Origin of the sequence: Pseudomonas sp. OF001 (assembly GCF_904426495.1) — a bacterium.
Taxonomy (GTDB): domain Bacteria; phylum Pseudomonadota; class Gammaproteobacteria; order Pseudomonadales; family Pseudomonadaceae; genus Geopseudomonas.
The window spans coordinates 124,595-136,936 of the sequence record NZ_CAJGBM010000034.1 but is presented as its reverse complement, the minus strand read 5'-3'; the positions used below and the strand labels follow the sequence as shown (position 1 = coordinate 136,936).

Sequence of the window (12,342 nt, the reverse complement as noted above, 5' to 3'; positions counted from 1 at the left end):
GCCTCTTACATCCGGAACACGCCGAACGGGGTCGGCTCGATGGGGGCGTTCAGGCTGGCCGACAGCGCCAGCGCCAGTACCTGCCGAGTCTGCGCCGGGTCGATCACGCCGTCATCCCACAGCCGCGCGCTGGAGTAGTAGGGGTGGCCCTGGCGCTCGTACTGCTCGAGGATCGGCTGGCGGATGGCTTCCTCCTCGGCGGCGGAGAAGGTCTTGCCGCTGCGCTCGACCTGCTCGCGCTTGACCTGGGTGAGCACGCCGGCGGCCTGGGCCGCGCCCATCACGCCGATCCGCGCGTTCGGCCACATCCACAGGAAGCGCGGGTCGTAGGCGCGCCCGCACATGCCGTAGTTGCCGGCGCCGAAGCTGCCGCCGATGATCACTGTGAACTTCGGCACCTTGGCGCAGGCCACCGCGGTAACCAGCTTGGCGCCGTGCTTGGCGATGCCGCCGGCCTCGTACTTCTGGCCGACCATGAAGCCGGTGATGTTCTGCAGGAACAGCAGGGGGATGCCGCGCTGGCAGGCCAGCTCGATGAAGTGCGCGCCCTTCTGCGCCGCTTCGGCGAACAGGATGCCGTTGTTGGCGAGGATGGCTACGGGATAGCCGTGCAGGCGGGCGAAGCCGCACACCAGGGTGGTGCCGAACAGCGCCTTGAACTCGTCGAAATCGCTGCCGTCGACCAGGCGGGCGATCACCTCGCGCACGTCGAACGGCTGCTTGGCGTCGGCCGGGATCACCCCGTACAGCTCCTCGCCGGCGTACAGCGGTGCGCGCGGGGCGACGCTTTCCAGCTGGCCCTGCTTGCGCCAGTTGAGGTTGGCCACGCAGCGGCGGGCGATGGCCAGCGCATGGGCGTCGTTCTCGGCGTAGTGGTCGGCCACCCCGGAGGTCTTGCAGTGCACGTCGGCGCCGCCCAGTTCCTCGGCGGTGACCACCTCGCCGGTGGCGGCCTTCACCAGCGGCGGGCCGGCGAGGAAGATGGTCGCCTGGTTGCGCACCATGATGGTCTCGTCGGCCATCGCCGGCACGTAGGCGCCGCCGGCGGTGCACGAGCCCATCACCACGGCGATCTGCGGGATGCCCTGGGCGCTCATGTTGGCCTGGTTGAAGAAGATGCGGCCGAAGTGCTCGCGGTCGGGGAACACCTCGTCCTGGCGCGGCAGGTTGGCGCCGCCGGAGTCGACCAGGTAGATGCACGGCAGGCGGTTCTGCTGGGCGATGGTCTGCGCGCGCAGGTGCTTCTTCACCGTCAGCGGGTAGTAGCTGCCGCCCTTCACGGTGGCGTCGTTGCCGATGATCATGCACTCGACGCCCTCGACCCGGCCGATGCCGGCGACCACGCCGGCGGCCGGCACGTCCTCGCCGTACACGTCAAAGGCGGCCAGCGCGGAGACCTCGAGGAAGGCCGAGCCGGGGTCGAGCAGGGCGTTGATGCGTTCGCGCACCAGCAGCTTGCCGCGGGCGGTGTGACGCTGCTGGGCGGCGACGCCACCGCCCTCGCTGATGCGCCCGAGCAGGGCGCGCAGGTTGTTCACCTGTTCGAGCATGGCCGCGCTGTTGGCGGCGAACTCCGGCGAACGGGTATTGATCTGGGTGTGCAGGATGGCCATGGGGCTCACTCCGTCGGGATCGATCGCTCCCACGCTCCGGCGTGGGAGTGCCGCTTGAGGACGCTGAGCGTCCGTTCGGGGTGCCCACGCCGGAGCGTGGGCACCATCATGCTCATTTCGACTCGTTGAACAGCTCGCGGCCGATCAGCATGCGGCGGATCTCGCTGGTGCCGGCGCCGATCTCGTAGAGCTTGGCGTCGCGCAGCAGGCGTCCGGTGGGGAACTCGTTGATGTAGCCGTTGCCGCCGAGGATCTGGATCGCCTGCAGGGCCATCTGGGTGGCGTTCTCGGCGGTGTAGAGGATCACCCCGGCGGCGTCCTTGCGGGTGGTCTCGCCGCGGTCGCAGGCCTGCGCCACGGTGTACAGGTAGGCGCGGCTGGCGTTGAGCTGGGTGTACATGTCGGCGACCTTGCCCTGGATGAACTGGAACTCGCCGATGGCCTGGCCGAACTGCTTGCGGTCGTGGATGTAGGGCACCACCACGTCCAGGCAGGACTGCATGATGCCGACCGGGCCGCCGGCCAGCACCACGCGCTCGTAGTCGAGGCCGCTCATCAGTACGCGCACGCCGCCGTTGAGCTGGCCGAGGACGTTCTCCTCCGGCACCTCGACGTCGTCGAAGAACAGCTCGCAGGTGTTGGAGCCGCGCATGCCCAGCTTGTCGAACTTGCTGCCGCGGGTGAAACCCTTCCAGTCGCGCTCGACGATGAACGCGGTGATGCCGTGCGGCCCCTTGTCCAGGTCGGTCTTGGCGTAGATCACGTAGGTGTTGGCGTCCGGGCCGTTGGTGATCCAGGTCTTGCTGCCGTTGAGGACGAAGCGGTCGCCGCGCTTCTCGGCGCGCAGCTTCATGGAGACCACGTCGGAGCCGGCGTTCGGCTCGCTCATCGCCAGCGCGCCGATATGCTCGCCGCTGATCAGCTTGGGCAGGTACTTCTGCTTCTGCGCCTCGCTGCCGTTGCGCTTGATCTGGTTGACGCACAGGTTGGAGTGCGCGCCGTAGGACAGCGCCACCGAGGCCGAGGCGCGGCTGATCTCCTCCATGGCCACCACGTGGGCCAGGTAGCCCATGCCCGCGCCGCCGTACTCCTCCGGCACGGTGATGCCGAGCAGGCCCATCTCGCCGAACTTCTTCCACATGTCCATGGGGAAGGTGTTGGTGGCGTCGATCTCGGCGGCACGCGGCGCCAGTTCGGCGTCCACGAAGGCGCGCACCTGGTCGCGCAGCATGTCGACGGTTTCACCGAGGGCGAAGTTGAGGCTGGAGTAAGTCATGGAACCACCTTTTGTCTGTCTTGTAGTTGTGCGGTTTGCAGGTTAGTACGGTAACCGGTGCGCTGCTCCCGGAGCCCCCGTTCCAGTCCGGCGCCTGCCGTTCCGGGCTGGGTTGTCAGTCGGTAACCTTTACGTTAACGTAAACAAACCCCGCGGCGACTGTCAACAACCCCGGTCGCCCCGGGACAGCAAGTCTCAGAAGTGGCAAACCTCATAACAAACATAAGACTGAGGGATTCTATGAATCTTCCGAGCTACACCTGCGGACCGCAGGAGAAACCGCTGCTGGCCATGACCATCGGTGCAGCCTTCGATCAGACGGTTTCCCGTTTTGCCCAGCGCGAGGCGCTGGTGGTGCGCGACCAGGGCCTGCGCTACAGCTGGGCCCAGCTGGGCGAGGCGGTCGACCGCTGCGCGCGCGCCTTCATCGCCCTCGGCCTGCAGCCGGGCGAGCGCCTGGGCATCTGGTCGCCGAACCGTGCCGAGTGGACCATCGCCCAGTTCGCCAGCGCCAAGGCCGGCGTCATCCTGGTCAACATCAACCCCGCCTACCGGCTCAACGAGCTGGAGTACGCGCTCAAACAGTCCGGCTGCCGCTGGCTGATCTGCGCCGACACCTTCAAGACCTCCGACTACCACTCCATGCTCGGCGAGCTGCTGCCCGAGCTGGCCACCAGCGCCACCGGCGCGCTGCACAGCCACATGCTGCCGGAGCTGCGCGGGGTGATCAGCCTCGGCGCGCAGCCGGCCGACGGCATGCTCGGCTGGCAGCAGCTGCAGGCGCTGGCCGAGCAGGTCGGCCCCGAGCAGTTGCGCCAGTGCGGCGAGCAGCTGCAGTTCGACGAGCCGATCAACATCCAGTACACCTCCGGCACCACCGGCTTCCCCAAGGGCGCCACCCTCAGCCACTACAACATCCTCAACAACGGCTACATGGTCGGCGAGAGCCTCGGCCTCACCGAGCAGGACCGCCTGGTCATCCCGGTGCCGCTGTACCACTGCTTCGGCATGGTGATGGGCAACATCGGCTGCCTGACCCACGGCAGCACCATGATCTACCCGAGCGCCGCCTTCGAGCCGCTGGCCGCCCTGCAGGCGGTGGCCGAGGAACGCGCCACCGCGCTGTACGGCGTGCCGACCATGTTCATCGCCATGCTCGACCACCCCGGGCGCGAAGGCATGGACCTGTCCAGCCTGCGCACCGGCATCATGGCCGGCGCCACCTGCCCGATCGAGGTGATGAAGCGGGTGATCGCCGAGATGCACATGAGCGAGGTGCAGATCGCCTACGGCATGACCGAGACCAGCCCGGTATCGACCCAGACCGGCCCGGCCGACGATCTGGAGCGCCGCGTGACCAGCGTCGGCCGCACCCAGCCGCACCTGGAGAGCAAGATCGTCGACGAGCACGGCCGCGTGGTGCCGCGCGGGCAGATCGGCGAGCTGTGCACTCGCGGCTACAGCGTGATGCTCGGCTACTGGAACAACCCCGAGGCCACCCGCGAGGCCATCGACGGCGCGCGCTGGATGCACACCGGCGACCTGGCGGTGATGGACGACGAGGGCTACATCCGCATCGTCGGCCGCAACAAGGACATGATCATCCGCGGCGGCGAGAACGTGTACCCGCGCGAGATCGAGGAGTTCCTGTTCACCCACGCGGCGGTGGCCGACGTGCAGGTGATCGGCGTGCCGGACAGCAAGTACGGCGAGGAGATCGTCGCCTGGGTCAAGCTGCATCCGGGGCACGCGGTCGAGGCCGAGGCGCTGCGCGACTACTGCAAGGGGCGCATCGCCCACTTCAAGATCCCGCGGCACATCAAGTTCGTCAGCGACTTCCCGATGACCATCAGCGGCAAGGTGCAGAAGTTCCGCATGCGCGAGATCAGCGTGGTGGAGCTGGGCATCAACCACCACTGAATGCCGGCAGCTTCGGTGATCGTTCCCGCGCTCTGCTGATCGTTCCCACGCTCCGCGTGGGAACGCCGCCGCCCGGACGCTCCGCGTCCCTCCAGCGTGAGCACGGGCGCAGCGCGCCCGGAGCGTGGGCACCATCAATCGGATAACAAGAAAGGAATCACGCATGACCGCTTCGATCAGCCGCTTCCCCGTTCCCGAATCCCTCGACGAGCTGCCGCAGGACCTGCGCGAGCGCATCCTCGCCGTGCAGGACAAGGCCGGCTTCGTGCCCAACGTGTTCCTCATGCTGGCGCACCGCCCCGACGAGTTCCGCGCCTTCTTCGCCTGGCACGACGCGCTGATGGAGCGCGAATCCGACAGCCTGACGGTGGCCGAGAAGGAGATGATCGTGGTCGCCACCAGCGCCCGCCACGGCTGCCTGTACTGCGTGGTGGCGCACGGCGCGGTGCTGCGCATCCGCAGCAAGGATCCGCAGCTGGCCGACCAGCTCGCCATCAACCACCGCACGGCGGCCATCGGCGAGCGCCAGCGAGTGATGCTCGACTTCGCCATGCACCTGAGCTTCGCGCACGGCGTGCTCGACGACGCCTGGCAGGCGCGCCTGCAGGCGGTCGGTTTCAGCCTGAACGACATCTGGGACATCGGCGCCGTCGCCGCCTTCTTCAGCCTGTCCAACCGCCTGGTGTCGCTGGCCGGCACCCCGCCCAACGACGAGTTCTACCTGATGGGCCGTCTGCCGCGCGAATCGCGCAGCTGATCACGTTGCACTGCACTAAAGGCGTACGAATGGCGCTTGCCGCCCGCCGCTCCATGCTGTTAACGTTTACGTAAAGGCCACCAAGGCCTGCGCCTCATCCAACAAAAACAATCAAGGTTAGAGGGCACCCCATGGCACCAGAGTTCGTGCTGGAAACACGCGGCCTGACCAAGGAATTCCGCGGCTTCACCGCGGTGGACTCGGTCGATCTGCGCGTGCAGAAGGGCCATATCCACGCGCTGATCGGTCCCAACGGGGCCGGCAAGACCACCGTGTTCAACCTGCTCACCAAGTTCCTCACCCCGACCCGCGGCGAGATCCTCTACTACGGCCAGCCGATCACCGGCATGAAGCCCAACGAGATCGCCCGCCTGGGCCTGGTGCGCTCGTTCCAGATCTCCGCCGTGTTCGGCCACATGAGCGTGCGCGACAACGTGCGCGTGGCCCTGCAGCAGCGCGAGGGCAACTCCTTCCATTTCTGGAAGCCGGCGCGCTGCCTGGATGCACTCAACGAACGCGCCGAGCAACTGCTCGCCGAGGTCGACCTGCTGTCCTTCGCCGATACCCTGACCATCGAGCTGCCCTACGGCCGCAAGCGCGCCCTCGAGCTGGCCACCACCCTGGCCCTGGAGCCCAAGGTGCTGCTGCTCGACGAGCCGACCCAGGGCATGGGCCACGAGGACGTCGACATGGTGGTCGGCCTGGTGCGCCGCGCCGCGGTCGGCCGCACCGTGGTGATGGTCGAGCACAACCTCAGCGTGGTCAGCCGCCTGTGCGACCGCCTCACCGTGCTGGCGCGCGGCTCGATCCTCGCCGAGGGCGACTACGCCACCGTTTCCGCCAACCCGCAGGTGCGCGAGGCGTACCTGGGCAGCGAGGCCGCCGCCGAGGAGGCCCACGCATGACCAGCCTGCACACCAATCCGGATTTCGAACAGCTGCGCCTCAGCGACCTGCACGCCTTCTACGGCGAGTCGCACATCCTCCACGGCATCGACCTCTTGGTGCGCCGCGGCGAGCTGGTGACCCTGCTCGGGCGCAACGGCGCCGGGCGCACCACCACCCTGCGCGCGATCATGAACCTGGTCGGCCGGCGCACCGGCTCGATCATGATCAACGGCAACGAGACCATCGGCGTCGCCGCGCACATGATCCCGCGCCTGGGCGTCGGCTACTGCCCCGAGGAGCGCGGCATCTTCGCCAGCCTCAACGTCGAGGAGAACCTGCTGCTGCCGCCCACCGTGCGCAGCGGCGGCATGAGCCTCGACGAGATCTACGAGATGTTCCCCAACCTCTACGAGCGCCGCTTCAGCCAAGGCACCCGGCTGTCCGGCGGCGAGCAGCAGATGCTGGCCATGGCGCGCATCCTGCGCACCGGCGCCAACCTGCTGCTGCTCGACGAGATCACCGAGGGCCTCGCCCCGGTGATCGTGCAGAAGCTCGGCGAGGTGCTGCTCAAGCTCAAGGACAAGGGCCTGACCATCGTCCTGGTCGAGCAGAACTTCCGCTTCGCCGCGCCGCTGGCCGACCGCCACTACCTGATGGAGCACGGCCAGATCGTCGAGGAGATCAGCGCCGCCGAACTGCCGGCGAAGAAGGAACTGCTCAACACCTGTCTGGGCGTCTGAACCCCGTAATACCCCGCGGCACCTGCCCGGCGCTCACGCGCCGGCGGGCTTCCGTCGGTCTGCTCGTCTGTACCACAACAATAACCATGGAACAGTGGGTGAACACATGAAGGTATTCCAGAAGACCGCAACCGCTCTGCTCGTCTCCAGCCTGATCGCCGGCACCGCGCAGGCGGCGGTCAGCGACGACGAGATCCGCATCGGCTACCTCGCCGACATGTCCGGCACCTACCGCGACCTCGCCGGTCCCGGTGGCCTGGAGGCGCTGAAGATGGCGGTGGAGGATTTCGGCGGCAACGTCGACGGCAAGAAGATCGTCATCTTCAACGCCGACGACCTCAACAAGCCGGACGTCGGCGCCAACACCGTGCGCCAGTGGGTCGACGAGCGCAACGTCGACATGGTGACCGGCCTGGTCGCCTCCTCGGTGGTGCTGGCGGCGGTCAAGGTGGTCGAGCAGGCCGACAAGCTGGCGCTGATCTCCGGCGCCGCCTCCTCGGGCATCACCAACGAATCCTGCTCGCCCAACCATATCCACTGGACCTACGACACCTACGCGCTGGCCAACGGCACCGCCAAGGCGGTGCTCGAGTCCGGCGGCAAGAGCTGGTACATGCTGACCGCCGACTATGCCTTCGGGCATGCCCTGGAGGCGGACATCACCAAGGTGGTGACCGGTGGCGGCGGCAGCGTGGTCGGCACCGTGCGCCATCCGTTCCCCAGCCAGGACTTCTCCTCCTACATCCTCCAGGCCCAGGGCTCCGGCGCCCAGGTGGTGGCGCTGGCCAACGCCGGCGCCGACACCGTCAACGCGCTGAAGACCGCCAGCCAGTTCGGCGTCACCCAGTCCGGGCAGACGCTGGCCGGCATGCTGGTGTTCCTCAACGACATCCACGCCATGGGCCTGGACGTCACTCAGGGCCTGATGCTGACCACCGGCTGGTACTGGGACATGAACGACGAGACCCGCGCCTGGGCCAAGCGCTACTTCGAGCGCGTCGGCAGCATGCCGACCATGTCCCAGGCCGGCGTCTACTCGGCGACCATGCACTACCTCAACGCGGTCAAGGCCACCGGCAGCGACGACACCACCACCGTGCGCGCCAAGATGGCCGCCACCCCGGTCAACGACATGTTCGCCAAGGGCGGCAAGATCCGCGAGGACGGCCGCATGGTCCACGACATGTACTTGGCCCAGGTGAAGACCCCGGCCGAGTCGAAGGGCGAGTGGGACCTGTACAAGATCGTCAGCACCATCCCCGGCGACCAGGCGTTCCGCCCGCTGAGCGAGAGCCAGTGCAAGCTGGTCAAGGATCGGGTGGCGAAGAACTGATCGACCGCCGGCTCCCGCGCGCCTGAGTGCGCGCGGGAGCGAGCCATCCACCCGGCCCGCGCGGCCGGGTGTCGCGGACTTCCTGTGGGTGGTGACTCATGACTCTCGTATTCGGTATTCCCCTGGGCGTGCTGCTCGGCCAGCTGCTGCTCGGCCTGATCAACGGCGCCTTCTACGCGCTGCTCAGCCTCGGCCTGGCGATCATCTTCGGCCTGCTGCGCATCATCAACTTCGCCCACGGCGCGCTGTACATGCTCGGCGCCTTCGCCGCGCTGCTCGGCCTCAACTACCTGGGCGTCAACTACTGGGTGGCGCTGGTGCTCTCGCCGCTCTTGGTCGGCGCCATCGGCATGGCCGTCGAGCGCCATCTGCTGCGGCGCATCGCCGGCGAGGATCACCTCTACGGCCTGCTGCTGACCTTCGGCCTGGCGCTGATCGTCGAGGGCAGCTTCGTCAAGCTGTTCGGCGTGTCCGGGGCCTCCTACCCGATGCCCGAGCTGCTCAAGGGCGGCGTCAACCTCGGCTTCATGTTCCTGCCCACCTACCGCGCCTGGGTGGTGGTGGCCGCGCTGGTGGTGTGCATCGCCACCTGGTACATGATCGAGCGCACCCGCCTCGGTTCCTACCTGCGCGCCGGCACCGAGAACCCCAAGCTGATGCAGGCCTTCGGCATCAACGTGCCGCTGTTGATCACCCTGACCTACGGTTACGGCGTGGCGCTGGCCGCCTTCGCCGGGGTGCTCGCCGCGCCGATCTACCCGGTCAGCCCGACCATGGGCGCCAACCTGCTGATCGTGGTGTTCGCCGTGGTGGTGATCGGCGGCATGGGCTCGATCATGGGCGCCATCGTCACCGGCCTGGCCATGGGCCTGATCGAGGGCCTGACCAAGGTGTTCTATCCGCAGGCGGCCAGCACCGTGGTGTTCCTGGTGATGGTCATCGTCCTGCTGTTCCGCCCGGCGGGACTGTTCGGGAAGGAGGCATGAGCATGTCGAGTCTGGAAAACATTCAGGCGGCCGCGGTCGTCGCCCATCCGCAGGTCGAGCTGGAGCGCCGTCGCGCGCAGCAGCGGCGCAAGCTGGTCGGCTACCTGGCGCTGCTCGGCGTGGCGCTGGTCGCCCCGCTGGCGGTGTACCCGGTGTTCCTGATGAAGCTGCTGTGCTTCGCCCTGTTCGCCTGCGCCTTCAACCTGCTGCTCGGCTACGCCGGCCTGCTGTCCTTCGGCCACGCGGCCTTCCTCGCCACCGGCGGCTACGTCACCGGCTACCTGCTCAGCCAGTACTCGGGACTGTCCACCGAGCTGGGCATCCTCGCCGGCACGGCGGCCTCGGGCGTGCTCGGCCTGGGCTTCGGCCTGCTGGCGATCCGCCGCCAGGGCATCTACTTCGCCATGATCACCCTGGCGCTGGCGCAGCTGGTGTTCTTCCTGTTCGTCCAGGCGCCGTTCACCGGCGGCGAGAACGGTCTGCAGGGCGTGCCGCGCGGCGAGCTGTTCGGCCTGATCGACCTGAAGAGCAACCTGGCGATGTACTACTTCGTGCTGGCGGTGTTCGTGTTCGGCTTCGCGGTGATCCAGCGCACCATCCACTCGCCCTACGGCCAGGTGCTCAAGGCGATCCGCGACAACGAGCCGCGCGCCATCTCCCTCGGCTACAACGTCGCCGCCCACAAGCTGCTGGCCTTCGTCATCTCCGCCACCCTCACCGGCCTGGCCGGGGCGACCAAGACCGTGGTGTTCCAGCTGGCCTCGCTGACCGACGCCCACTGGCACATGTCCGGCGAGGTGATCCTGATGACCCTGCTCGGCGGCGTCGGCACCGTGCTCGGCCCGCTGGTCGGCGCCGGCGTGGTGGTGACCCTGCAGAGCTACCTGTCCAACGGCCCGCTGGGCGACTGGGTGCACGTCATCCTCGGGGTGATCTTCGTGCTCTGCGTGCTGCTGTTCCGCGCCGGCATCGTCGGCTGGGTGCAGAAGCTGATCCGCCGCAACTTCAAGTGACAACAAGAGGCAACCGATGAAGATCCTCGTGACCGTGAAACGCGTGGTGGACTACAACGTCAAGGTCCGCGTCAAGGCCGACGGCTCCGGCGTCGACCTGGCCAACGTCAAGATGGCGATGAATCCGTTCTGCGAGATCGCCGTGGAAGAGGCGGTGCGCCTCAAGGAAAGGGGCATCGCCAGCGAGGTGGTGGTGGTCTCGGTCGGCCCGAACGCCGCCCAGGAGCAGCTGCGCACCGCCCTGGCCCTCGGCGCCGACCGCGCCGTGCTGGTCGAGAGCACTGCCGAGCTCGGCTCGCTGGCCATCGCTAAGCTGCTCAAGGCGGTGGTCGACCGCGAGCAGCCGCAGCTGGTGATCCTCGGCAAGCAGGCCATCGACAGCGACAACAACCAGACCGGGCAGATGCTCGCCGCGCTGAGCGGCTTCGCCCAGGGCACCTTCGCCTCCAGGGTGGAGATCGCCGGCGAACAGGCCCGCGTGACCCGCGAGATCGACGGCGGGCTGCAGACCGTGTCCCTCAACCTGCCGGCCATCGTCACCACCGACCTGCGCCTCAACGAGCCGCGCTACGCCTCGCTGCCCAACATCATGAAGGCCAAGAAGAAGCCGCTGGACGTGCTGACGCCGGAGGCGCTCGGCGTGTCCACCGCCTCCACGGTGAAGGTGCTCAAGGTCGAGGCCCCGGCCGCGCGCAAGGCCGGCATCAAGGTCGGCTCGGTGGCCGAGCTGGTCGACAAACTGAAGAACGAAGCGAAGGTGATCTGATGGCTATCCTGGTACTCGCCGAGCACAACAATGCCGCGCTGGCCGCGGCCACCCTCAACACCCTCGCGGCCGCCAGCCAGATCGGCGGCGACATCCACCTGCTGGTCGCCGGCCAGGGCTGTGGCGCGGTGGCCGCCGCCGCCGCCCAGGTCGCCGGGGTGAGCAAGGTGCTGGTCGCCGACGCCCCGGCCTACGCCCACCAGCTGCCGGAGAACCTCGCGCCGCTGCTGGCCGAGCTGGGCCGCGCCTACAGCCACGTGCTGGCCGCGGCCACCAGCAACGGCAAGAACGTCCTGCCGCGGGTCGCCGCGCTGCTCGACGTCGAGCAGATCTCGGAAATCATCAGGGTCGTCAGTGCCGACACCTTCCAGCGGCCGATCTACGCCGGCAACGCCATCGCCACCGTGCAGTCCAGCGCGGCGGTGAAGGTCATCAGCGTGCGCGCCACCGGCTTCGACGCGGTGGCCGCCACCGGCGGCAGCGCCGCGATCGAGACCCTGGCCTGTGGCGAGGACTACGGGATTTCCTGCTTCGTCGGCGCGGAGCTGGCGCAGTCCGAGCGTCCCGAGCTGACCGCGGCGAAGATCGTCGTCTCCGGCGGCCGCGGCCTGCAGAACGGCGACAACTTCCAGTTGCTCTACCAGGTGGCCGACCAGCTCGGCGCCGCGGTGGGCGCCTCGCGCGCGGCGGTCGACGCCGGCTTCGTGCCCAACGACATGCAGGTGGGGCAGACCGGCAAGATAGTCGCCCCCGAGCTGTACATCGCCGTCGGCATCAGCGGCGCCATCCAGCACCTGGCGGGGATGAAGGACTCCAAGGTGATCGTGGCGATCAACAAGGACGAGGAAGCGCCGATCTTCCAGGTCGCCGACTACGGCCTGGTCGCCGACCTGTTCGAGGCGGTGCCGGAGCTCGGCCGCGCGCTCTGAGCCCCGCCATGCCGGTCGCCCGCAGGGCGGCCGGCACCCCCCCCCCGGGCCGTCTTCCCTCGCGCCGGCGTCCCGCTTCCTATACTGAGGCCTATGCCAGGAATGCCAGGAAGGGGGACGGC

The 12,342-nt window shown here is 68.1% G+C and carries 11 protein-coding genes; 9 read left to right on the top strand and 2 right to left on the bottom strand.

Annotation, left to right across the window (positions count from 1 at the left end):
* Positions 1-5: 5 nt before the first annotated feature.
* Both RA210_RS16655 and RA210_RS16650 read right to left on the bottom strand, forming a co-directional pair.
* Complete coding sequence (locus RA210_RS16655; protein WP_201487335.1) at positions 6-1,613, bottom strand: carboxyl transferase domain-containing protein; 1,608 nt, start codon at positions 1,611-1,613, stop codon at positions 6-8.
* 112 nt (positions 1,614-1,725) lie between these two features.
* Positions 1,726-2,889 (bottom strand): isovaleryl-CoA dehydrogenase, encoded by a 1,164-nt coding sequence (locus tag RA210_RS16650; RefSeq protein WP_201487334.1) that lies wholly within the window; start codon positions 2,887-2,889, stop codon positions 1,726-1,728.
* A gap of 240 nt (positions 2,890-3,129) precedes the next feature.
* Between RA210_RS16650 and RA210_RS16645 the strand changes: the two genes are divergently transcribed.
* From RA210_RS16645 to RA210_RS16605, 9 genes are all read left to right on the top strand, one after another.
* Positions 3,130-4,809 (top strand): AMP-binding protein, encoded by a 1,680-nt coding sequence (locus tag RA210_RS16645; protein ID WP_201487333.1) that lies wholly within the window; start codon positions 3,130-3,132, stop codon positions 4,807-4,809.
* Between the two features lie 163 nt (positions 4,810-4,972).
* A complete protein-coding gene (locus RA210_RS16640) occupies positions 4,973-5,566 on the top strand; it encodes a peroxidase-related enzyme (RefSeq protein WP_136491041.1) in 594 nt (197 codons plus the stop codon).
* A gap of 131 nt (positions 5,567-5,697) precedes the next feature.
* Entirely contained in the window at positions 5,698-6,471 is a 774-nt protein-coding gene (locus RA210_RS16635; protein WP_136491042.1) for an ABC transporter ATP-binding protein, read from the top strand.
* A complete protein-coding gene (locus RA210_RS16630) occupies positions 6,468-7,193 on the top strand; it encodes an ABC transporter ATP-binding protein (protein WP_201487332.1) in 726 nt (241 codons plus the stop codon). The genes RA210_RS16635 and RA210_RS16630 overlap by 4 nt, the downstream gene beginning before the upstream one ends.
* A 106-nt stretch (positions 7,194-7,299) precedes the next feature.
* Positions 7,300-8,526: an ABC transporter substrate-binding protein gene (locus RA210_RS16625; protein WP_201487331.1), complete on the top strand. Its 1,227-nt coding sequence runs from the start codon at positions 7,300-7,302 to the stop codon at positions 8,524-8,526.
* 98 nt (positions 8,527-8,624) lie between these two features.
* Complete coding sequence (locus RA210_RS16620) at positions 8,625-9,512, top strand: branched-chain amino acid ABC transporter permease (RefSeq protein ID WP_201487330.1); 888 nt, start codon at positions 8,625-8,627, stop codon at positions 9,510-9,512.
* Positions 9,513-9,514: 2 nt separating this feature from the next.
* A complete protein-coding gene (locus RA210_RS16615; RefSeq protein ID WP_201487329.1) occupies positions 9,515-10,525 on the top strand; it encodes a branched-chain amino acid ABC transporter permease in 1,011 nt (336 codons plus the stop codon).
* Between the two features lie 16 nt (positions 10,526-10,541).
* The gene (locus RA210_RS16610) at positions 10,542-11,291 is read left to right on the top strand and encodes an electron transfer flavoprotein subunit beta/FixA family protein (RefSeq protein WP_201487328.1); all 750 of its coding nucleotides are present in this window, start codon (positions 10,542-10,544) and stop codon (positions 11,289-11,291) included.
* Positions 11,291-12,220 carry an FAD-binding protein gene (locus RA210_RS16605; RefSeq protein ID WP_201487327.1) on the top strand — a complete coding sequence of 310 codons (930 nt, stop codon included), beginning with the start codon at positions 11,291-11,293 and terminating at the stop codon, positions 12,218-12,220. Before RA210_RS16610 ends, RA210_RS16605 begins: the two co-directional genes overlap by 1 nt.
* The last annotated feature ends 122 nt before the right edge of the window (positions 12,221-12,342 follow it).

Bases quoted from the DNA above. Each gene is read 5' to 3' on its own strand.
- RA210_RS16655 (WP_201487335.1), bottom strand. From the start codon at position 1,613: ATGGCCATCCTGCACACCCAGATCAATACCCGTTCGCCGGAGTTCGCC.
- RA210_RS16650 (WP_201487334.1), bottom strand. From the start codon at position 2,889: ATGACTTACTCCAGCCTCAACTTCGCCCTCGGTGAAACCGTCGACATG.
- RA210_RS16645 (WP_201487333.1), top strand. From the start codon at position 3,130: ATGAATCTTCCGAGCTACACCTGCGGACCGCAGGAGAAACCGCTGCTG.
- RA210_RS16640 (WP_136491041.1), top strand. From the start codon at position 4,973: ATGACCGCTTCGATCAGCCGCTTCCCCGTTCCCGAATCCCTCGACGAG.
- RA210_RS16635 (WP_136491042.1), top strand. From the start codon at position 5,698: ATGGCACCAGAGTTCGTGCTGGAAACACGCGGCCTGACCAAGGAATTC.
- RA210_RS16630 (WP_201487332.1), top strand. From the start codon at position 6,468: ATGACCAGCCTGCACACCAATCCGGATTTCGAACAGCTGCGCCTCAGC.
- RA210_RS16625 (WP_201487331.1), top strand. From the start codon at position 7,300: ATGAAGGTATTCCAGAAGACCGCAACCGCTCTGCTCGTCTCCAGCCTG.
- RA210_RS16620 (WP_201487330.1), top strand. From the start codon at position 8,625: ATGACTCTCGTATTCGGTATTCCCCTGGGCGTGCTGCTCGGCCAGCTG.
- RA210_RS16615 (WP_201487329.1), top strand. From the start codon at position 9,515: ATGTCGAGTCTGGAAAACATTCAGGCGGCCGCGGTCGTCGCCCATCCG.
- RA210_RS16610 (WP_201487328.1), top strand. From the start codon at position 10,542: ATGAAGATCCTCGTGACCGTGAAACGCGTGGTGGACTACAACGTCAAG.
- RA210_RS16605 (WP_201487327.1), top strand. From the start codon at position 11,291: ATGGCTATCCTGGTACTCGCCGAGCACAACAATGCCGCGCTGGCCGCG.